This window comes from Sutcliffiella halmapala (genome assembly GCF_002019665.1).
GTDB lineage: Bacteria > Bacillota > Bacilli > Bacillales > Bacillaceae_I > Sutcliffiella_A > Sutcliffiella_A halmapala.
Genome location: NZ_KV917375.1, coordinates 3,463,095 through 3,485,287 on the forward strand (window position 1 = coordinate 3,463,095; position 22,193 = coordinate 3,485,287).

Annotated in this window: 22 protein-coding genes; 6 read left to right on the top strand and 16 right to left on the bottom strand. The window is 38.8% G+C overall.

Features of this window, described 5'->3' with window-relative positions:
* The first annotated feature begins 93 nt into the window (after nt 1-93).
* A complete protein-coding gene (locus BK580_RS17095) occupies nt 94-339 on the top strand; it encodes an IDEAL domain-containing protein (RefSeq protein ID WP_078381513.1) in 246 nt (81 codons plus the stop codon).
* Nucleotides 340-406: 67 nt separating this feature from the next.
* Here the strand turns inward: BK580_RS17095 and aceA are convergent, their stop codons facing one another.
* The 9 genes from aceA to BK580_RS17140 form a co-directional block, all read right to left on the bottom strand.
* Nucleotides 407-1,681 (bottom strand): isocitrate lyase, encoded by a 1,275-nt coding sequence (gene aceA, locus BK580_RS17100; RefSeq protein WP_078381514.1) that lies wholly within the window; start codon nt 1,679-1,681, stop codon nt 407-409.
* 31 nt (nt 1,682-1,712) lie between these two features.
* Nucleotides 1,713-3,308: a malate synthase A gene (gene aceB, locus BK580_RS17105; RefSeq protein WP_078381515.1), complete on the bottom strand. Its 1,596-nt coding sequence runs from the start codon at nt 3,306-3,308 to the stop codon at nt 1,713-1,715.
* A 185-nt stretch (nt 3,309-3,493) separates the two neighbouring features.
* Nucleotides 3,494-4,756, bottom strand: a complete 1,263-nt coding sequence (locus tag BK580_RS17110; RefSeq protein WP_078381516.1) for a M48 family metallopeptidase — start codon at nt 4,754-4,756, stop codon at nt 3,494-3,496.
* 149 nt (nt 4,757-4,905) lie between these two features.
* Entirely contained in the window at nt 4,906-5,214 is a 309-nt protein-coding gene (locus BK580_RS17115; RefSeq protein ID WP_078381517.1) for an AzlD domain-containing protein, read from the bottom strand.
* Nucleotides 5,211-5,936 (bottom strand): AzlC family ABC transporter permease, encoded by a 726-nt coding sequence (locus BK580_RS17120; protein WP_078381518.1) that lies wholly within the window; start codon nt 5,934-5,936, stop codon nt 5,211-5,213. The genes BK580_RS17115 and BK580_RS17120 overlap by 4 nt, the downstream gene beginning before the upstream one ends.
* A 336-nt stretch (nt 5,937-6,272) precedes the next feature.
* Nucleotides 6,273-7,052: an enoyl-CoA hydratase-related protein gene (locus BK580_RS17125; protein ID WP_078381519.1), complete on the bottom strand. Its 780-nt coding sequence runs from the start codon at nt 7,050-7,052 to the stop codon at nt 6,273-6,275.
* Nucleotides 7,053-7,131: 79 nt separating this feature from the next.
* The gene (locus BK580_RS17130) at nt 7,132-8,727 is read right to left on the bottom strand and encodes a fatty acid--CoA ligase family protein (RefSeq protein WP_211279044.1); all 1,596 of its coding nucleotides are present in this window, start codon (nt 8,725-8,727) and stop codon (nt 7,132-7,134) included.
* Between the two features lie 147 nt (nt 8,728-8,874).
* Complete coding sequence (locus BK580_RS17135) at nt 8,875-9,861, bottom strand: lipoate--protein ligase (protein ID WP_078382811.1); 987 nt, start codon at nt 9,859-9,861, stop codon at nt 8,875-8,877.
* Nucleotides 9,861-10,604: an MBL fold metallo-hydrolase gene (locus BK580_RS17140; protein WP_078381521.1), complete on the bottom strand. Its 744-nt coding sequence runs from the start codon at nt 10,602-10,604 to the stop codon at nt 9,861-9,863. Before BK580_RS17140 ends, BK580_RS17135 begins: the two co-directional genes overlap by 1 nt.
* Nucleotides 10,605-10,754: 150 nt before the next feature.
* On the opposite strand from BK580_RS17140, the gene yhfH reads away from it, so the two are divergent.
* Nucleotides 10,755-10,889 carry a protein YhfH gene (yhfH, locus tag BK580_RS17145; protein WP_078381522.1) on the top strand — a complete coding sequence of 45 codons (135 nt, stop codon included), beginning with the start codon at nt 10,755-10,757 and terminating at the stop codon, nt 10,887-10,889.
* 71 nt (nt 10,890-10,960) lie between these two features.
* On the opposite strand, the gene BK580_RS17150 is transcribed toward yhfH, so the two are convergent.
* The 5 genes from BK580_RS17150 to BK580_RS17170 form a co-directional block, all read right to left on the bottom strand.
* Nucleotides 10,961-11,359: an NUDIX hydrolase gene (locus tag BK580_RS17150; protein WP_078381523.1), complete on the bottom strand. Its 399-nt coding sequence runs from the start codon at nt 11,357-11,359 to the stop codon at nt 10,961-10,963.
* Nucleotides 11,360-11,385: 26 nt separating this feature from the next.
* Nucleotides 11,386-11,739 (bottom strand): hypothetical protein, encoded by a 354-nt coding sequence (locus tag BK580_RS17155; protein ID WP_078381524.1) that lies wholly within the window; start codon nt 11,737-11,739, stop codon nt 11,386-11,388.
* A 130-nt stretch (nt 11,740-11,869) separates the two neighbouring features.
* The gene (locus BK580_RS17160; RefSeq protein ID WP_078382812.1) at nt 11,870-12,403 is read right to left on the bottom strand and encodes a ribonuclease FAU-1 family protein; all 534 of its coding nucleotides are present in this window, start codon (nt 12,401-12,403) and stop codon (nt 11,870-11,872) included.
* A gap of 382 nt (nt 12,404-12,785) precedes the next feature.
* Nucleotides 12,786-14,111, bottom strand: coding sequence for a polysaccharide deacetylase family protein (locus BK580_RS17165; RefSeq protein ID WP_078381525.1), 1,326 nt, complete (start codon nt 14,109-14,111; stop codon nt 12,786-12,788).
* 63 nt (nt 14,112-14,174) lie between these two features.
* Complete coding sequence (locus BK580_RS17170) at nt 14,175-14,879, bottom strand: MerR family transcriptional regulator (protein WP_078381526.1); 705 nt, start codon at nt 14,877-14,879, stop codon at nt 14,175-14,177.
* A gap of 148 nt (nt 14,880-15,027) precedes the next feature.
* On the opposite strand from BK580_RS17170, the gene uvrA reads away from it, so the two are divergent.
* On the top strand, nt 15,028-17,490 hold the full coding sequence (gene uvrA / locus BK580_RS17175; protein ID WP_078381527.1) for an excinuclease ABC subunit UvrA: 2,463 nt from the start codon (nt 15,028-15,030) through the stop codon (nt 17,488-17,490).
* Between the two features lie 109 nt (nt 17,491-17,599).
* Nucleotides 17,600-19,339: an ABC transporter ATP-binding protein gene (locus BK580_RS17180; protein ID WP_078381528.1), complete on the top strand. Its 1,740-nt coding sequence runs from the start codon at nt 17,600-17,602 to the stop codon at nt 19,337-19,339.
* Nucleotides 19,340-19,391: 52 nt separating this feature from the next.
* On the opposite strand, the gene BK580_RS17185 is transcribed toward BK580_RS17180, so the two are convergent.
* Nucleotides 19,392-19,643 (bottom strand): hypothetical protein, encoded by a 252-nt coding sequence (locus BK580_RS17185; protein WP_078381529.1) that lies wholly within the window; start codon nt 19,641-19,643, stop codon nt 19,392-19,394.
* 255 nt (nt 19,644-19,898) lie between these two features.
* On the opposite strand from BK580_RS17185, the gene BK580_RS17190 reads away from it, so the two are divergent.
* Both BK580_RS17190 and BK580_RS17195 read left to right on the top strand, forming a co-directional pair.
* The gene (locus BK580_RS17190; protein ID WP_078381530.1) at nt 19,899-20,654 is read left to right on the top strand and encodes a DUF2087 domain-containing protein; all 756 of its coding nucleotides are present in this window, start codon (nt 19,899-19,901) and stop codon (nt 20,652-20,654) included.
* Nucleotides 20,655-20,668: 14 nt separating this feature from the next.
* Entirely contained in the window at nt 20,669-21,010 is a 342-nt protein-coding gene (locus BK580_RS17195; protein WP_078381531.1) for a GIY-YIG nuclease family protein, read from the top strand.
* Between the two features lie 55 nt (nt 21,011-21,065).
* Here the strand turns inward: BK580_RS17195 and BK580_RS17200 are convergent, their stop codons facing one another.
* Nucleotides 21,066-22,076, bottom strand: a complete 1,011-nt coding sequence (locus BK580_RS17200) for a LacI family DNA-binding transcriptional regulator (protein WP_078381532.1) — start codon at nt 22,074-22,076, stop codon at nt 21,066-21,068.
* Nucleotides 22,077-22,193: the final 117 nt, after the last annotated feature.

Here is a 22,193-nt window from a genome sequence, read left to right on the forward strand (position 1 = left end):
AGAGTTTTTATTTTTTTCTAAATATTTTTAATTTTTGTTGATTTTATAGAAGTTCCTCAATATACTATTAAAAAGGCTCGAGGTGAGGAACTCATGAAGAATGAGAAATCTTATACGGAATTGATGAAAGCAAGAAAGATGAACAAAAAGATATCCGTTGAAGCCTATATGATGAATATTTATGTCCAGATGATTATTGACGAGTCACTCTTCCACTACCACAAGAAACTCCTCCAAGAAAAAATTGATAATGCCATCGATTCGAAAAATCTTTCACAGTTTCATTCCTTAAGTACAAAATACAAACAATTCTTGATCGACTGGGGCGATTCTGCATAATGAATCAAAGTAAGACGTAAAAAGGAGAAGAGTCGATAACACCTCTTCTCCTATATTCATTCTACATTTAGAATTGCGCTTCCTCTGTTGAGCCTGTTAATGCTGTTGTAGAAGACGTACCACCTGAAACAACCTTAGCTACTTCATCAAAATACCCTGTTCCAACCTCTCGCTGGTGACGAGTTGCTGTATAGCCATGCTGCTCACTTTCAAATTCAGCCTGTTGCAGTTCAGAATACGCCCCCATTCCGCGATCACGATAGCCTCTTGCTAGCTCAAACATACTATGATTGAGCGCATGGAAACCAGCTAGTGTGACAAACTGGAACTTGTAACCAAACTGGGCAATTTGCTGTTGGAAGGTTTCAATCGTTTCATCATCCAATTTAGATTTCCAGTTAAACGATGGAGAGCAGTTATAGGCGAGAAGCTTTCCAGGAAATTGCTCATGAATGGCATCTGCAAAAGCTTTCGCTTGCTTTAGATTTGGTTCTGACGTTTCACACCAAATGACATCTGCATAAGGGGCATAAGCTAATCCACGCGCAATCGCTTGATCAAGACCTGCTTTCGTTCGGAAAAATCCCTCTGGCGTCCGCTCTCCCGTTAAAAATGGTTGGTCATATTGATCGATATCACTAGTAATTAAGTCAGCAGCATCTGCATCAGTTCGCGCAATCAACACGGTTGGCACTCCCATTACATCCGAAGCTAAGCGAGCAGAAATTAAATTCTTAACAGCTGTTTGAGTAGGCAATAACACTTTTCCACCAAGATGACCACATTTCTTCTCTGACGATAGTTGATCCTCAAAATGAACACCAGATGCACCTGATTCGATCATGCCCTTCATAAGCTCAAATACATTCAGCTGCCCCCCAAAGCCTGCTTCTGCATCGGCCACGATTGGAGCAAAATAATCCACCTCTTCTTTGCCTTCTACGTATTGAATTTGGTCAGCGCGCTGCAAGGCTTGATTAATTCTTTTTACTACATGAGGTACACTATTTGCCGGGTAGAGGCTTTGGTCTGGATACATATTTCCTGAGAGGTTAGCATCTGCCGCAACTTGCCAGCCACTTAAGTAAATAGCCTTTAAACCAGCTTTAACCTGCTGAATCGCTTGATTTCCTGTTAAAGCTCCAAGGGCATGCACATATTCTTCGCTTTTAAGAAGGTTCCAAAGTTTTTGTGCCCCTCTTTTGGCTAAAGTGTGTTCAATATCAATGGATCCTCTAAGGCGCAGCACATCCTCTGCACTATACGGTCTAGCCACTCCATTCCATCTTTGTTCAAGCTCCCAGCTTTCATCTAACTTTGCGATTCTTTCTTCTCTGTTCATCTTTTTCTCCTCCTTGTTTTCTTTTTATCTATTAATCTTCCAACAAGCGATATGCAGGAAGTGTTAAAAACTCCACAAATTCATCATCCTCAATTAGCTGTTCGAACAAAACAGCAGCCTGCTCTAATGTTCCTGATTTAAAGCGATTCGGACCAACCTTTTGCTGAATTGCTTGCTTTTCTTCTTGAATCATATCCTTCACGAGCCCAATGGTAATCTTCGTACCACTCTCTATTTTTGCCTCTGGATGCCTCACCCATTGCCACACCTGTGAACGCGATATTTCAGCAGTCGCCGCATCCTCCATTAAGTGAAAAATCGGAACTGCCCCATTGCCATCCAGCCATGCCGTGATATATTCCATGCCAACATGAATGTTTTTACGTAGTCCATCTTCTGTTATCGTTCCTGCAGGTAGCTGCACTAGCTCCGCTGCATTTGCTTTTACATCTTCTCGTTTACGATCCAGCTGATTTAGACCCTTCATATGTTCATTGAACACTTCTAAAGCCACAGGAACTAAGGCTGGATGGGCTACCCAAGTCCCATCATGACCATCTTTCACCTCACGCAGTTTATCCTCCCTCACCTTGGAAAATGCTATTCCATTAGCTTTCTCATCATTTTTCACAGGAATCTGAGCTGCCATTCCTCCAATAGCATGAGCACCTCGCTTATGACAAGTTTGGATAACTAGCTGTGTATACGCTCTCATAAAGGGCACCGTCATCGTTACTTGACTTCTTTCAGGAAGCAAATAAGATGGTGTATTTCTAAATTTTTTAATAAAGCTAAAAATATAATCCCATCTCCCACAATTTAAGCCTGCTGCATGTTCCTTTAGCTCATACAAAATTTCATCCATTTCAAACGCAGCTGTTATCGTTTCAATAAGCACGGTAGCCTTAATCGTCCCTTGAGCAATACCAAGCTCTTGCTGGGCGAAAACAAATACATCGTTCCAAAGTCTTGCTTCTAAATGACTTTCTAGTTTCGGAAGATAAAAATAAGGACCACTTCCGTTTGCAAGTAATTGCTTAACATTGTGATAGAAATATAATCCAAAGTCGAAAAGACTTGCTGAAATTGGTTCCTGATTGATGAGAATATGCTTTTCTTCTAAGTGCCAGCCACGAGGTCGAACAAGTAAAGTAGCGATTTCTTCCTTCAGCTTATACTCCTTGCCATTTGCCGCTCGAAAATCAATGCTTCTTCTAATTGCGTCCCTTAAATTAAGCTGTCCTTCGATTAAATTGCTCCAGGTTGGCGATGTCGCATCCTCGAAATCAGCCATAAAAACCTTGGCCCCTGAATTCAAGGCGTGGATAATCATCTTTCTATCAACTGGACCAGTGATTTCAACTCTCCTATCCTGCAGATCCAATGGAATAGGACCTACTTGCCAGTCTCCTTGACGAATGTGTGAGGTGCTTTCTAGAAAATCTAATTTCACACCCTCATCGATTTCCTGTTGCCTTACTTTTCTTTTTTCAAGAAGCTCTTTTCTGTCTTGATTAAAATTCGTGTGAAGCTTTTCAATAAAAGAAAGAGCCTCCTGTGTTAGTACAGCTTCATAGCCATTTTTCCATTCACCTGTTACAACAATGCTTGATGTGCCTGCGTTCACGTAACTTACTACCTCCTTTTGTTATGAAACAGTTAATCTATTTGTTTTGTATTATATAACAGATTTTTCAAAATAAAAAGCCCTTTTTGGATTTCTTTACTAATTTTTTTCGACAAACCGAAAAGTAGAAGCGGCTCGCTCAGGCCCGACAAGCAAAAAAAGAAGCGAAGCAGGTAACAATCGTCCTACTCCTCTTCTTCTAAAATCTTTTCTAAATTGGCAATACGGTCCACAATCGGCGGGTGTGTATAACGCAACCACTTTACTAAAGCTGGAGGATTCACTTCACTTAAGCTCGACCTTGTGATTTCTTGAAATGCTCCGATTGCTGGTTCCACCTTTTCGGTTAATTCAATTGCATATTGATCTGCTGTCTGTTCTTGATGTCTCGATACTGCATTCGTTATCGGACTGGCTAGAAACAAAACAAGTGACAATAACAGCAAGAGTAACGGGAGAGATGCTAGCTGATTTAAACTAGTGATCCTCAAAAATTGACCCCATTTATTAATAATTCGCCTTGCACTCCAATGAACAAAATAAAAAGCGAAAAAAGAAAACACAATGTATCCAGTTATTCCAATTACAATATGATTCAAGACGTAATGTCCCATTTCATGCGCCATGATGAAAAGAATTTCATCCTCATTCAATCGAGTTAGCAATGTATCCCATAAAACAATGCGAGAATTCCCTCCTACTCCCGTCACATAAGCATTAATGCTATTTGTTTTTTGCGCCATATTCACTTCGTACACACGATCTGCTGGTATATCTGATTCAGCAGCAAGAGCAAGAATTTTCGCTTCTAATTCTTTATTCTGTAGCTCGGTAAAGTCGTTATACAAAGGATCAATGACCACCGGCTGAATGTACATCATAAAAAACACAAATGGAATAAATAATGCCCAGGCAATAACCCACCATCTTTTCTCAAAGCGACGAATAAGAAAATAAATAACCGCTACAACAATCCACATGAGGAGAATGCCTTCCCAAAAGCTAACGACCTGATCACGCATCCAATGTGAAAAGGTTTGAACCGTTATGTTATAGCTTTTAGAAAGAAAGAAGCGTAAATAGCTAAGAGGAAAACTAACAAGCGTCGCAAAAAATGTCAGCCAAAACACATAAATCCCAGCCTGTAGCCACTTATACTTTACTACTTTTTCCGACCAGCCCTGTATAGCTCGGGCACCACCTAATATAAGAAGGAGAAAATAAAAGACCCAATCAATAGGGAGAGAGATGAAATACATCATGTTACGTATCTTCGAGTATTGCTCCGATTGAAAAAGCTCCTCCGACGATAAAAACGTTTGAGGATCAGCCTTTGTTCCAACAAGATGAGCCGGTAATGAGGTGTCTGCACCTAACCAAATATAATAAACCATTGCCAACACATATACTAGATAACCTAAAATCGTAAAGCCTACTATTTTTTTCATCTATGTAATCCCCTTTTTCTATAAATCACACTTATATATAGCATATGGCAGATAGTAAAGATTTATAAGTTTTCAAAGTTAATTACAATATAGAACATACAAAAGACACCGTGATAAGCATTTCGCCCTATCTCGGTGTCTCTTTATTTTCATCCGACTATCCACGAATAAACACTTAAAGCCGCAATCGCACTGATAACGACTAAAATAACGTTCGCACCTAAATAGGCGACTACTAATGCTACGACTACTCCAATAACTCCATACATAATATCCTCATTGATTAAAAAGATTCCAGGAACAATCAAAGCTCCAAGCACGGCATATGGGACATTTTTCAACACAGATTGGATAAAAGGAGGAAGTTCCTTGCCTTGAAACATAACAAATGGAATTAGTCTTGGCAAATAAGTGACGACAGCCATTCCGACAATCATAATGATAATCATATTATTCATGGACCTCTTCCCCCCTTAGTTGATGTTTTTCTAAAGATGAATTCAATGCCGACTGCACTAATGATTGTTGCTAGAACAATGGACCACCCTGGAGCAATACTTAATACTAGTGAAAAAATAGTATTTAGAATCGCGGCAGTTCCTGCTAGAACAACGACCTTGCGATGCCTTTTTAATGACGGTACAAGTAAACCAATAAACATCGCATATAATGCAACAGCCATACTTTCCTGTAACGAGGCAGGCAAACTACTCCCTATTACATAACCAATCCCTGAGCTTACCACCCAGCTTGAATACGCGATAAAAATGACACCAAACATATATCCAGTTTGAATTGTCCCTTCTTTCGTAGCCGCCACAGAAAAAGTTTCATCCGTAATCCCAAAGGAATACAACGCTTTTTTCCAGAGCGTTTCCTCCTCTACCTTTTCATTTAGAGAAGCACTCATTAGAAAGTGTCGGATATTCAAGATAAAGGTAGTCATCACAATCTCAAATACACCTGATCCTAATACAATCATATTTAAAGACATATATTGAGCAGCACCAGCAAAAACAAGGAGACTCATTAATACTGTCTCAGAAATTGTAAGACCAGCCGATTTCGCCAAAAGTCCGAATGTAATGGCGATAGGTATGTATCCAATCGCAATGCTCGCCCCTGCTTGTAGCCCATTTCGAAATGCTGTGCTATTTCTCGTTGCAATTGTTGTTGCCATTCTACATTTCTCCTACATCAGTATTTTTGTTATCTACTAATATACTAATTTTTAGCAAGATTTGTAAAGAGTATTTCGAATTTCGTTATTTAGTAAAAAAGTTGGGCTTTATTAAATTTTGTGCTTTTTTAGAAGAGAATGATTACTTATTTCATCGATTTCTAGTAAAATTCATTCTCCTACTACATAGAAGCTACAAAAGCTCCCCAAAATTCCCCATATTGACAGGACATTCCGGGTCTATCTAACATTTCCCAAAATAGAGTATGTAGAAAGCAGCAAAAGAAAAAGTGCCACCCTTAATAAAGAGCAGCACTTCCGATTCCAAGTATCCAGCTATTTCCCCTTAAATTCCGGCGCCCTTTTCTCTTGAAACGCGACTAGAGCCTCGACGCGATCCTCGGTTGGGATAATCACCTCATAAGCCTTACGCTCAATCTGTAAGCCTGTTTGCATATCGACGCCCATTCCTTGTCTAATGGCAAATTTAGCTTGTTGAACAGCAACTGGACCGTTTTTCAGCATCTCTTGAGCAAGCTCCACAGCTCCAGCCAGTACTTGTGAGCTATCATCTACTAATCTCGTAACCAACCCGAACTGATTAGCTTCTTCTCCTGTAAAGCGACGGGCAGTCAAGATTAATTCCATTGCTTTAGCTTCCCCAATAATACGCGGCAGACGCTGTGTTCCACCTGCACCTGGAATGATGGCTAAGCTCGTTTCGGTTAACCCCATCTTCGCATCACGCGATGTAACACGGAAGTCACATGCTAGTAAAAGCTCCATGCCCCCACCAAATGCGTACCCATTGATGGCAGCAATCGTCGGCTGTGGCAAATCGGCAATGCGATTAAATACATCGCCAATTTTATACACATTTCGACGAACCTGTTGCTCAGTTAAATTTCTTCTTTCCTTCAGATCCGCTCCAACACTAAATGCTTTCTCCCCAGCAGCCGTTACAATAACCACTCGTACTTCTGCATTCGTCCGAAGCTCCTCTGCTACATTCCCTAGCTCTACCAACATATCATAATTAAACGCATTCATCGCATCAGGTCGATTCAGCGTCACCGTCGCAATATAGTCTTTTATTTCTACTTGAATGAAAGTCATCTGTGTCATCCTCCCTGAGATTGTTAGCGGTTACAAAATTCGCTATTTTTATAGATTCTCTAAGAGGTGCGAAAATCCTTTAAACTCCTAGCTTTTCTTTCAAAGCTCTGCGTAATATTTTCCCTGTCGTATTCTTTGGTAACTCTTCTAAAAATTCAATGGAGGACGGGACTTTATATTTTGCCAAACGCTCCGCACAATAAGCAATCAACTCAACCTCTGTCATTTCTTCTTTAAAAACAACAAAACACTTTACTGCTTCACCGAGCTGGGGGTCAGGCACCCCAACAACGGCTACCTCCACGACACTCTCATGCCCATACAAAACCTCTTCCACCTCACGCGGATACACATTATACCCACCAACAATAATCATATCCTTTTTACGATCGACAATGTAAAAGTAGCCCTCATCATCCATTCTTGCTAGGTCACCTGTGTATAACCAATTGTCACGAATGGCATGAGCTGTCTCCTCAGGCATTTTGTAATAACCTTTCATTACATTTGGTCCACGAACAACAAGTTCTCCTACATCACCTGGGGTGACCTCTTCGCCAAACTCGTTCACCACTTTATTTTCCACATTCGCAATCGTTGTCCCAATCGATCCTGGTTTTCTTGGCTTGTCTAATGGGTTAAAGCAAGTAACAGGAGATGCTTCGGATAAGCCATATCCTTCTGAAATAATAACCTTATATTTCTTTTCGAAATTTTGTAGCAGCGCAACAGGCATCGAGGCCCCACCAGAAATACATAGGCGTAGCGATTTTAAATCAGCAACCTCTCCTTGAGATTGCAGTAAGAAATTGTACATCGTTGGTACTCCAGCAAACACCGTTGCCTCGTATTTTTTCACGATCTCAAAAATAGCCTGTGGGCTAAATCTTGGCACAATAATCACTGTCGCTCCATTCATTAATGGCGCATTAAGGGCAACCGTTAAACAGAACACATGAAACATTGGTAACGTCGCAATCACTTTGTCACCATCATTCATTTTTAAGAAATCAGCAGAATCTTTCGCATTACAATACAGATTCTTATGAGTTAACATCGCACCCTTTGGTTTCCCAGTTGTTCCTGATGTGTAAAGAATAACTGCCACATCATCGTCTTGTAATTCTGGGCCAGTGTATGTATGGCTACCCGCAGAAATTATATTTGTAAACGATTTCATTTTCGGGTATATAGAAAGCTTTTCAATAGGAAAATCCGCTACTTTTTCTTTACCAGTTGGAGTTTCACAAATAATAAAATGTTCCGTCAAAGGTAGATGCACGTGAAGCTTTTCAAAAAGTGGAACGAGAAGGTCTAAGGTGATAACAGCTTTTACATCGCCGTCTTTCAAAATGTAGTGTAGTTCATCAGGTGTATAAATCGGGTTAATTGGAATAACAGTCGCACCTAAACGGGCTGCACCATATAGACCAATAACATAATAAGGAGAATTTCCAACAACTAGTGCGATATGATCTCCATGTTTAATCCCCATTGCTTCAAGACCCGAAGCAAACGCATTGATTGCTGCATTTAGTTCTGCATACGTTTTCGATTCCCCTTCAAAAACATATGCCGCTTTCATTGGATTTGTTTTGGCTGTTTGAGCCAGCTGTGATGAAATATTCAAAAGCACATCTCCCCTATCTATAAAATTGAATGACCATTCATTCATCTCCCAATAATCATTATAGTAGATTGCTCTCGCTCTGTCATTAATTATGTCAATAAAATTCAAATTTTCTGATAAAGTATACTAACAAAACAATTTCTCCCAAATATATAAAAAGAACGTGAAGTTTTATCCTCCACGCTCCTTTAATTAATATATTAGATCTAACAATTCTTCCCTAGTAATATTACCAAAATAATGTTTTACATCGATTCCCTCAATAGCTTGGTCGATTTCAGCTTTTTCGTATTTGACACCAGTAAGTAATTGTTCGATTTCTCCAATATCTCCAACGCCAAAGAAATCGCCATAAATTTTGCAGTTTTCAATGGCGCCTTTTGTTACATCAAGACGAATATCAATTTGACCAACAGGGAAACGGTGGGAGTGCTGCAAGTTAAACTTTGGTGATTTCCCGTAGTTCCAATCCCAATTTTGATAACGTTCTTTCGAAAGCTCGTAGATATTCTTCCAATCCTCTTCCGTTAATTCATACGTTGGAATATCCTTAGTTTTGAAAATCGCTTCTAATAGAAGCTGACGGAATTGCTCGATGGTTATATCCTCTGTTAAAAACTCTTTAATATTTGCTACACGACTTCGAATCGATTTGATTCCCTTCGACTCAATTTTATCCTTTTTCACATTTAAGGCAGACACCACATGCTCAATTTCGGAATTGAAAAGTAAGGTTCCATGACTGAACATACGCCCTTTTGTCGAGAACTGCGCATTTCCAGAAATTTTTCTGCCTTCCGCAAGAATGTCATTACGACCACTCATTTCCGCTTGAATCCCTAAACCATTCAGTGCCTCAATAACAGGTGCGGTGAATTTTTTAAAGTTATGAAAGCTTTCGCCATCATCTTTTGTGATAAAGCTAAAATTCAGGTTACCATGATCATGGTACACAGCTCCTCCACCAGAAAGGCGGCGCACGACATGAATTCCGTTATCCTCCACGTATTTCGTATTAATTTCTTCCACACTGTTTTGATTCTTTCCAATAATAATGGAAGGCTCATTAATATAAAACAGCAAATACGTATCTTCAATGTCTAAATTTTTCAACGCATATTCTTCAATCGCAAGGTTAATTCTTGGATCTGTAATCCCTTTATTATCAATAAAAAGCATCATTTATTTCCACTCTCCCATATGTATCCTTTGTGTGCTAATGCGATTTCACCTTGATAGATAGTTGAGGCTTCGACAACAAGGTCACCTATATTCCCAAAGTGAGGTAAATGTGTAAGTAAAAGCTTTGGTACCTCAGAGGCCTTCGCAACTTTTGCAGCATCATGACTATTCATATGACCTGCTGCCTGGCCATTTTGATGAGCGTATAAATTACATTCTGAAATAAGCAAATCCGCTCCCTTTGTAAAAGGAATAAAGGATTCTTGATAACTTGTATCCGCCGTATAAACAAAAGAGCTATTCTCAGCAGAAACCTTCATGGCATAACATGGAACAGGATGGCTCGTTTTCAAAAATTCAATCGTAAATGGTCCCACCTGCAAGGCCTGAGTTGGATCATAGGCCACTCCTCTTGTATATTCCTTGTGAGATAGACTTGCAAATCCCTTACTGTCTTCTTGATGCCCATAAATCGGCAGCTGTGTAACAGACTTCCCCATATAAAAGGAAATCAATCTCGCAAACTGCAATGGACCAATATCAGCCACATGATCATGATGATAGTGAGATAAAATAACCGCATCTAAATCTGTGACATCTATGTAATTCTGAAGCTGTGCTAATACACCACTTCCACAATCAATTAACAAACGAAAATTATTATGCTCGACCAAATACCCAGATGTTGCACTATTTACAGCGGGGTAACCGCCCCAATACCCTACAACAGTAAGCTTCAACCTTACATCACCCTTTACATATTTCTTCTTGATAAGAATATCATAATCACACCTAATTTCCTATTTTGTTAGTTGTTTTAAAACAGATGTTGACAGTACAAGCTCTGTTATAATACAATAAGTACAAATAACAAAACGGAGGGTGATAACATGTTGATTAAAAGTACAGAATTTTTCAAGACCTTACCACCTAAAAAATGCGTAGAATGCAAAAAAACAATGGATGAGCAGCACGAATGCTACGGCAACCATTGTACGAATTGTTTATCGAGTCAGTTGAAATAGATTAATAGATACTTTATAGAAGCAGGATATCCGCTATTAAATAAAGCGGATATCCTGCTTTTTAATATGTATCAAAACTTTGTGATAGATTGAATACTTTCCGCAACTTTAATAGGTCTTATATCTATAAAAGATAACTTGCTAATCTCCAACCAAACTGGCTCATACTTACCTCTATTTCTGTTCAAGTCCGTATACTCATCTCCTTGACCAGTACCTATCACACCTTCCAAAATATCAGCCAGATAAAAGTATTGCGTGCCTTTATATTCTACTTTCTCCAGACATTTCTTAACATTAATTATCACGCCCAATTCCTCGAAGGCTTCTCTTTTCGTTGCCTCTTCTGGCGATTCCCCTTTATCTATCCCTCCACCAGGAAAGACATAATAAACAGAATTATTTATAGTTCTTTTTATTAATACGACCTTATTATCTTGTAGAATAACTGCTGAAGCTCTATCTCTCATACACGTACTCCCTTTGCTGAATTTTTTTAGCTATAGATAAAGAAGAAGTAATACATAAGCGCCAAAAGACTAGCAAGTGTAATTAGAAAGGCTCCCCTTTTCACACTAGTGCCCCACATTTCTAAGCCACCATAAAACCAAGAAGTAATTATCAAAAAAACACCGATATGTCTGATAAATTCCTTGGAAACTCCTATACTTGTAAAAAACAATAATAATCCAAGATATCTTGGCAGAATACCTAAAAGGCACGAGGGAGTTTTAAACTCCTTCCAAAATTGCGAGCGTTCTTTTTGATTAAGCTTTTTATACTCTTTAATAAGTAAAAAGCATGGTATTCCCCATAATATGCACAAAAAAAACACACTTATTAAATCCATCCATCATTCCTCCAACAGTTTTAACTTTCAACCGTTGTAATATATTCCATAATCTCAATATTTTTCCCTGCTATTTATCTTGTTATTTCTACATCGGTAGTTCGAAGGCCCTGCTCCGCTCATTGATAATCTATACTAACCACTGAACGATATTCTCATGCTTATATCGACACTTAGCTTCTGAAATGATGTGAGATAATAGCGGGGTTAATCTATGTAATATTTCCTGAACCTCTCCACCTTCAAACCGCTCAAGGGGTTCAACTAGCTCCTCCTCATCCAAAATTACATAATCTCCATTTGGAAAAACCAAGATATCTATAATTAAATCCTCAAAAACTACATATTGGTCCGTGAAGGAGGTATTTTTTACAATATTAAAATAGGCGCCTAAATAGTTCCCATTCGAGTCTCTCCAAATATATAAATTGTAGGGATGATCCTTCCAATAATAAGCAATGGTATAGCAGCCTTTCGTTACGGTTAGTTCATCCTTATTTGTAGTCATGGTAAAAGGGGTTTCGATTCGATGAAATAGCACCATCTGCTCACTTTGTTTTTCTACTAGCACACAATGGTGCTCGACCACAGAAGAATCATAGCGGATTTTCCTTTCAGTGATGGGATAGCCTCTTCTAAGAGTAAATGTTGGATCGATTTTCATTCTTTTCTCTCCTCTTTGTGATAAAAAGCTTTCTCGATTTCCTGTTTCCAAGGAAAACCACCAGTCATCTTGAAAAATTTATAAGTCTCAGTGTAGCATTACGATACCATCGTCCGAAAGGCATTAAAAGAGGACAAATCACTTCAAAAAAGAACATATCACCTTCAAAATACCTTCCAAATGAAATTTTTTACTCCGAAGCGTGCAATTCTGGTCTGTTTTAAGCCGTAAAAGGAAAAATTTCGGGTTGATTCAACTCATTTTATAGTTTACCTAACACATCTCGGAGTTTACCTAACATATCTCGAATTTTATCTAACACTCTGGAAAGGACGGTTCGCTAGACTAATTTAGCCTAGCTCATTTTCCTTTATGAAAGGCATTACTGATAAGCTTTAATTTTTAATAGAGTTTCTAAATCTACTATTTCGAAATTCTGTTCTTTTAAGGCTTCGATCATGATTGGTAGAGCTTTTGCTGTCTCTATTTTTTCTGAATCGGAGTGCATGAGAATGATATCGCCATTTCGGACGTTTGCGATAACGTTGTTCACAATATTAGCTGACTCCATTTGCGACCAATCAAGGGTATCAATGGACCAAAGCACAATGGAATATCCCGCATCCTCCGCAGTAGATACAACTTTTTTAGTTGTTGCTCCATAAGGAGGTCGGAGGATAGCTGGTTCTTTTCCGGTTACTTCCTTAATGGCATTTCCGGCTTTTTCTATTTCTAGTTGCAGTGCCGCTTGATTTAATGTTGTTAAATCCACATGGTTATAGCTATGACTTAAAACTAAATGTCCCTCTGCATCAGTCCGCTTCACAACGCCTGGGGACTTCTCCACTTCACTACCTAAATAGAAAAAACTCCCCTTTACTTGGTATTGCTTTAATACATCTAAAATTGCCGGAGTAACCGATTGATCTGGTCCATCATCAAAAGTGAGGGCCACCATTTTCTGATTCGGTCCATTAATATAGACATTTTTCTGCTCTCGTGAAAAGGTAACAATTTCTTTGCGCCATTTTTGCATACTTTTCCAAGCCTTAGCAGATAACTGATTCGAAGTTCCTTTTATATCAAGAAGATATTCCTCGTTCTCCTCTCCGGCCTGTGCTAACGCGCGACTAGAATGAAAAACAGACAAATGGGCGACTCCTTTCTCCTTCAAAGGAATAATCATTTTCAGCTCAATGTTTTGCGCTAAATTAAAGACATAAATCCGTTCATTATTGCCTCCTCTTACATCCGTCGGCTTTCCAAGTTCCTCTTCTAATAATTCATAGGTAATCTCACGAAGGTCCTTAGAGTAGGATCGAATATCAAAAACCTCACCGGCCTCGTTATACCCAATCGTCACCTGCTGAGTAGGAAAGCTCGCATAATAGCCATGACCCGCTTGATCAACCTGATCAGGCTCGCCCCATTCCTTTTTCACGGTTTCTATTGTACTTTCCATGACATTAAAAGAGCTTTCCTTAATCATTCCTTTTTGCGCCGACGCGATGATCTCCTTAAGAAGCTTGTTAACAGACGCTACATCATTAGAAGGTTCATTTTCATCCTGATTATTAGGCTCTTCTGTTTCTTCCTGACTTGGTTGATTATTCACTGGCTCTGACTCCCCTGTTTCACAGGCAGACAAGATTAAGCTAATAGTTAAACATATTACGAACAAATATGTAGGAATTTTAAAATTAATCATTTACTTTCCTCCTTAATTATCCCTGCTCCCATAGGTATCCAACTACTAAGAAAAGACCCTAAACTAACGATCCTTTTGCTCTACTATCTCACACAATTTATGTAAATAATACATACCACGAAGCTGTTCTTTAATTAAATAATCCTTATATACTAGAGAATCTCGGACAATTTTTATAGCATGTGCTAGATTAAATAAATCGACTTCTTTTAAGACATCTCGGACAACCTCTAAGGAATACACGGCTGCTTGCACGGTTCGGATAATTAGTAGCTTCCGCAAATCTGCTTGACTATATTTTCGATAACCACTATTTGCATCCCTATCTGGTTTAATCAGTTCTTCCTTCTCCCAATGTCTCAAGGTCGAATCAGCGACTCCTATTCTCTCTGCTGCTTCTTTTATCGTATACCATTTTTTATGATTAAACGAAGAAAAGCTATTTAACTCTTCCAGCTCCAAGATTTGCAACGCTTCCTCTGCCTTTCGTTTTTCCTTATGTAACCGTACTTGAACATCATTCACAATCCATAATGCATCTGTTACTTTTTTTTGTTGAATCAAGGGCATAATGTCTCTAACCACAGTCATACCAAAGCCAGTATTCATCGCACGAATACACTCAAAATAAGCAACATGCTCTTCTGTATAAATTCGGTAGCCATTTTCCTTTCGCTCTACCTTTGGAACAATGCCCCATGATTCATAATGACGTAGTGCACTTGTACTAATGTTTAATTTGCGTGCAATATCGATTGGTTTTATCATTGACTCTCTCCTTCATTAAACATTACTCCAAAACATTAAAGTGCTTAGACGGATTTATGCTTATAATATTAATACGTATTATGTTTAACTTTAGCAATTGCATTAATGTTATACAATAGATATGTACAATAAAAAAGGAGGAAAATAAATGAGAGATACCATTGAAATTATTGGAGCACGAGAACATAACTTGAAAAATGTGTCCTTACATATCCCAAAGCACAAGCTTGTCCTACTAACAGGACCTTCTGGATCTGGGAAATCTACCTTGGCCTTGGATACATTACAGAGAGAATGTCAACGTCAATACATGGAGTCGATGGGAATGACCACAGATGCCTATAGCAAACCAAAGGTCGATTCCATCATTGGCTTATCCCCGTCTATAAGCATTGGCCAGCATGTAACAAACCGTAACCCTCGCTCCACAGTTGGAACCATCACGGATATGTACACTTATTTACGCCTTATTTTTGAAAAGCTTGGCGAGCGCCCTTGCCCAAACTGTCATCAGACTATTTTTCCAACGATTGATAAAGAATCCTATGAAGAAGAAACCGGCTTTAAACAGTTTATCCAATGTCCAAACTGTCAGCACCGTTTAGAAAAGCTAACGCGAAGCCATTTTTCTTTTAATAAGCAAGAAGGCGCTTGCCCTAGCTGTGATGGGTTAGGGAAAAAGGTAGATATTCGAATCGAAAGCGTATTTCATGAGGATTTAAGTATAAAATTTGGTGCGGTTTCTATTTGGAAGGGTGCTTATAGTGATTACCAAATAAACATTGTCCAAGCTGCTGCTGACTATTATGATCTAGGCCTGGATATCAACCAACCATTGAAGGATCTAGACGACAGAATACGAGAATTATTATTTTACGGAGTCGAAAGTGAGCACTTCTCCTCTCACTTCCCGGATAAAAAGCCTCCAAAAACCGTAAGTGGGGGTAAATTTGAAGGGGTATTAACTGGAATTTGGCGCAGATATAAGGAAAAAGACGGACAGTCTGGTGAGGCAGCCCTTTTCTATTCGAAAACATGTCCAGAATGTGATGGAAAACGCCTTAAAGAAGATAGCAGGCAAGTAAAGGTAGCAAACGCTTCTATTACAGATGTGACTAGCTTTTCCCTAGAAGAAATGAAAGATTGGCTCAAACAGCTCGAACACGCCTTGCAAGCTGCCGATATCACAATTGTCGATACTTTTCTTCACGACTTACAAAAGAAGGTAACACGAATCATCAATGTCGGCTTAGGATACTTATCATTGGAGAGACAAACTATTACGTTATCAGGTGGAGAATCTCAAAGGCTTCGCTTAGCTTCGATTCTCGGATCTGCTCTAACTGGTGTCCTGTATATTTTAGATGAACCAACAGCTGGTCTTCATCCTAAAGATACAAAAGGCTTAGTAAAGGTCATGAAGGAATTGCGGGATTTAGGGAATACCGTATTAGTAATCGAGCATGATTTAGAGGTAATGCGTGAAGCCGATCATGTGATTGACATCGGACCAGGGGCTGGTAAATATGGTGGAACCGTTGTAGGGCAAGGTACGTTACAGGAACTAATGGAGCAAGAGCTTTCGATAACTGGAGCCCACCTTAAGGAGCAACGACCTACTCCTGGGCTCCGTCGCATGGGAAATGGTCATCAGGTCACGGTACACCATGCGACCAAACATAACTTAAAGGATGTGACCGTCTCCTTTCCACTTGGCTGCTTTATCTCCGTGACTGGTGTATCAGGTTCAGGAAAGTCCACTTTAGTGTTTGATATACTTGCCTCCATGGAAAATGGTTACTATGAAGGCTGTGATAAAATTACAGGATTTGAAGCAGTTGAAAATCTAATTATCGTGAATCAATCACCGTTAACTCGCATGCAGCGATCTAATATCGCTACTTATTCTGAAGTGTTTATCCTTATCAGAAATCTATTTGCTAGCCTTCCAGAAGCAAAGGAACAAAAGCTTACACCGAAGGATTTTTCCTTCAACACTCCTGGCGGAAGATGTGAGCATTGCCAAGGACTTGGCTTTGTTACGACCAATATGCACTTTCTTCCTGATGTCGAGGTAACCTGCCCTGTTTGTAAGGGTAATCGCTTCAAAGAACATATTTTAGCTATCACTTTTAAAGGAAAATCGATTTCTGAACTACTCGATTTATCGATTGAAGAAAGTCTTCCTCTATTCCGTGACCATAAGAAAATCGCCATTATTGTGGAGCTTTTATGTGAAATTGGGTTAGGTTATTTAAATTGGGGCCAATCTGTTACCACTTTATCTGGCGGAGAGGGTCAGCGCTTAAAGCTTGCAAAAGAGCTATATAAAGAAAAATCGAACCATACGCTCTATTTGTTAGATGAACCTTCCACAGGTCTACATCCAGGGGACGTCGAGAAATTACTTCTGCTTCTCAATAGATTAGTGGATGCTGGGAACACCGTGATTGTCGTCGAGCATAATAGTGAAGTAATCCGCCAAACGGACTGGATTATTGATCTTGGGCCTGAAGGTGGAGATGCTGGAGGAGAAATCATCGCTCAAGGAACACCAGAAGAAGTTTCAACGATAAAAGCATCCCATACAGGTGCATATTTACAACTTTAATTACTGTTACATGATAGGATAGAGAAGGATGAAGCATTCGGGAACATATAGGACTATCTTCCCGAACACTTCATTCTCGTTTAATTTTATATAAAGGAGTTACACAATTTTGGAAAACAAACAAAAAAAGGGACTCAAACCCTTTATCACCCTAATACTCTCTACTAAAATCCCTAAATTAGCCCTCACAATAGGTTTAATAGGTAGTATTTTAACAACACTTGTCAGTCTTTCTATCCCTCTATTAACAAAAGAGATGGTCGATGGCTTCTCCGCAGATTCATTAAATATTTATCTCATTATTGCTATTGGAGCTGTCTTTATCATACAAGCAGTAATCGATGGATTTTCCACTTACTTACTTGCGTATGTCGGACAGAAAATTGTTGCGAAGTTAAGAGAAATCATGTGGGTTAAGCTCATTCGCTTACCTGTAAGCTATTTTGATAAAAAAACAAGTGGGGAAACGGTAAGCCGTGTCGTTAACGATACAGGAATTGTGAAAGATTTAATTTCCGCTCATTTCCCTCAATTCATTACAGGGGTTATCTCCATAATTGGTGCCATCATTATCTTGTTTATTATGGATTGGAAAATGACGCTTTTAATGTTAATTTCCGTTCCGATTACGACACTCATAATGATTCCACTTGGGACGAAGATGGCCGCTATTTCACGTGGCCTTCAAGATGAAACAGCAACCTTTACAGGCAAGGTCCAGCAAACATTAAGTGAAATTCGCTTAATGAAAGCATCTACTGCTGAGAAAACAGAAGATAAAAAAGGAATCAACGGTATTGAAAAACTACTGAGCTACGGATTAAGAGAAGCGCGCATCTTTGCCCTTATCGGCCCGCTTATCTATACGATTATCATGTTTGTCATCGTTGTGATTATTGGCTATGGCGGGATTCGGGTCGCAGAAGGTTCGATGACAACTGGTTCCCTTGTTGCATTCTTACTTTACTTATTCCAAATTATTTACCCAATTACGTCCTTTACGATGTTCTTTACGCAGCTCCAAAAAGCAAAAGGAGCTACCGAGAGAATTATAGAAATCTTAGAAATAAAAGTAGAAGAAGGACAAGATGGCTTGGAAATGGATATCTCTAATCAAACGGTATCTGTAAAAAATGTATCTTTTGCTTATAGTGGTGAGGAAGAACCCGTACTGAAAGATATCTCTTTTGATGCAGAGTCAGGAACAATGATTGCTTTTGCCGGCCCAAGTGGTGGAGGAAAGACTACCATGTTCGGACTAATCGAACGATTTTACGAGCCGACAAGCGGAGAAATTTTTATTGGGGATACACCAATAAAAGAGTTATCGATGGATTCATGGAGAAGTCAAATTGGTTATGTATCTCAAGACAGTCCAATGATGGCAGGTACGATCCGTGAAAATCTTTCTTATGGCTTAAAGAATATCGAGGATATCCCTGATGAACGTCTCTGGGATGTAGCGAAAATGGCCTATGCGGACCAATTTATTAAGGAATTTCCAAAAGGTTTAGACACGGAGGTTGGGGAACGTGGTGTCATGCTTTCAGGTGGTCAAAGACAAAGGATTGCGATTGCCCGTGCATTTTTACGCGATCCTAAAATCCTCATGATGGACGAAGCAACGGCAAGTCTTGATAGTCAATCCGAAAGCATTGTTCAACAAGCCTTAACACGACTAATGGAAGGTCGAACAACATTTGTTATTGCCCATCGCTTATCAACCATTGTTAATGCAGATAAAATCATCTTTATCGAAAAAGGCCAAATTACTGGTATTGGTACGCATCAGGAAATGGTCCAAACTCATGATTTATACCGTGAGTTTGCCGAGCAGCAGTTAACCTAATTAAGAGAAAAAGCCCGAATGAATGTTGACATCATTGGGGCTTTTCTTATTGTTATCGCTTTTTTAGCTTTCCATCTCGCTCATTACCATGTTTAAAATTTCCCGTAATTTTTGCTAAAATAAGCTGCTCTTCTATTGTGTTACCTTCTACTGCTTGTAATCTACCTAAAATTCGCTCTGCATCCTTTTCCTTTACCACCATTATTTGCTTTCCTTTATAGCTAATAAGCACGGTCCCCTTTTTCGTAGCTTGGTAGCTAAAAGGCTCTTCCCCTAATCTGTTTCGTTTATCTATTTCGCTCATGTAAAGCCTCCTAATTAACTGATAATTATTTATATTATACGCTATTTGATAAAGGAGTGGTCTTATTCGATAGTAAATTACTCACATTCCTCCTGCATCCGCCGACTAAATATTGATCCAGCATATCAGATAATGCATTTATATGAAGCTAATTGACATAAAACTAACATTCGTTTAATATGTTTATTAAATAAATAAACATTTACTTAAAATGTTTATTTGTAACCAAAACAATAATAGTGGGTGTATAGGAAAATGAAAAATTTAGATTTTTTTTGGAATGCTTCTCTTGAAGAACTAAAACAAGGATATACAGAGGAAAAAAACAACTTCACATGCCTTTTATGTGAGGAAAAGATAGAAAAGGGTATCATCTATCCTTATGAGAATACCCTTTACGAAGCAGAGAGATATATGCGTCTTCATATTGAGTTTACCCACGGATCAGTGTTTGAATATTTAATCGGACTTGATAAAAAGATTACTGGTCTGACGGATCATCAGAATAATCTCCTTCGTCTTTTTTTTCAGGGTAAAGATGATGTAGAGATCCAAAAAGTGTTGGGGATCGGTAGTGCTTCCACCATCAGACAGCACCGCTTTGCATTAAAAGAAAAAGAGCGCCAGGCAAAAACGTTTTTAGCTATGATGGAATTATTGAAAGAACAGGACAAACATACACCAGCTTTTGTTCCGCTGCATAAAACTGCCACGATGGTGGATGACCGCTATAACATTACCGAAGAAGAACAAGCTGAGGTGGTAAACAAATTCTTTCCTGGAGGACTACAGGAAGGCTTAAAAAAATTCCCGCTAAAAGAGAAACAAAGACTAATCATCCTTCGGGAAATTATAAAACTTATAAATTCGGAGAGAACCTATACAGAAAGAGAATTAAACGAACTATTAAAAACTGTCTATGCGGATTATGCAATCATTCGTAGGTATTTAATTGAATATGGCTTTTTAGATAGAAAATCAGATGGAAGCCAGTACTGGTTAAGAAAATAAGGAGCGTGGATAAAATGGATCGAAAGAAAGAGCTGAAACAATTATACAAAGAAACACCGATAGAAGCAGGAGTTTATCAAATCAAAAACAGCAGAAATCAAAAGCTACTTATTGGTAGCACAAGAAACTTGAAAACCTTAAATGGGCTAAAATTCACCCTCGAAACAGGAACAAATACTAATAAAGAACTTCAAAACGAGTGGAAGCATTTTGGGAAAGAAGCCTTTGAGTTTGAAATATTAGAAGTGTTAAAAAAGAAAAATGACCCCTATTTTAATGAAAAGGAAGAACTGGAGAAGCTATCGAATAAATGGCTTGATAAGTTGCAGCCATATGGTGAGCGCGGCTATCATTAATAGGAATGAATAAAATAAAAAGAGCACCATCCCCACAGTGCTCTTTTTGAAAATTCTATACGTAAACCCCTTGTTTGACCGTTGATTCTCGAATAATTAATTCGAGATCGTATTCATAAATTTCTTTATGGCGATAGCGCTTGGAGCGCACCTTTTCCATCATGACTTGAAAGGCTTTGCGAGCCATTTCTTCAATTGGTTGGTAAACTGTCGTAATAGATGGTTCGACCAATTCCGTAATGGCTTGATTATCAAATCCAACAACAGCTAGATCCTCTGGTACCTTCCAATCATGTTTCTTAGCTTCAGTTATTATCCCAGCGGCTACCTCATCTCCACCGGTAAAGATTGCAGTTGGTTTTTCCTCTAAAGCTAAAATATCTCGAAGAATTCTTCTCCCATCTTCAATGGTAAAAGCATTTTCAAAAATAAATTCGTCTTGAAATGGTACATCAAACTCTGCCAACGCTTTTTGAAAGCCCGCTTCTCTACTTTTTGCCACATTACTTTTATTTCCACCAGTACAGTAGGCAATTTTTCGATGACCAAGCTCCAATAAATGTTTAGTGGAAATATATCCCCCATATGTTTGGTCTAATCGAACAGATGGAACTTGTGCTTCCTCTTCAAACTCATTGCATAAAACGATAGGTCCATATTCTAAAAATGGTTCAATCACCTTCCAGTCGTTTTGAATCGAAGAGAGAATAATGCCGTCTACTTGTTTCGTTTTTAAAAGGTTTAGGTAGTCTAATTCCTTTTTCGTGGAATATTTCGTTTGACAGATGATCAGTTGATAGCCGTTTTCTGCTGCTGCCATCTCCATTCTTTCAATTAATTCACTGAAAAACGGGTTCATGACACGCGGAATTAACAGCGCAATCATTTCTGTTCGTTGACTACGTAAGCTTCTTGCCGATGAGTTTGGAACATATCCCAATTCACTCATTGCATTCATTACAAGCACTCGTTTTTTCTCCGAAACATACGGGTGGTTATTAATGACACGGGAAACTGTCGTTCTCGATAATCCTGCTAGTTTTGCTACATCTTCAATCGTTGCCACGAGTCTTCCCACCTTACACTAGAATTTAATATTATCATAGAATAATTGAAATCGTTTTCATAACTACTAGTATAAAAGGAAATGTAAGTGTTTTCAAGATTAATTTTACTTTTTTAT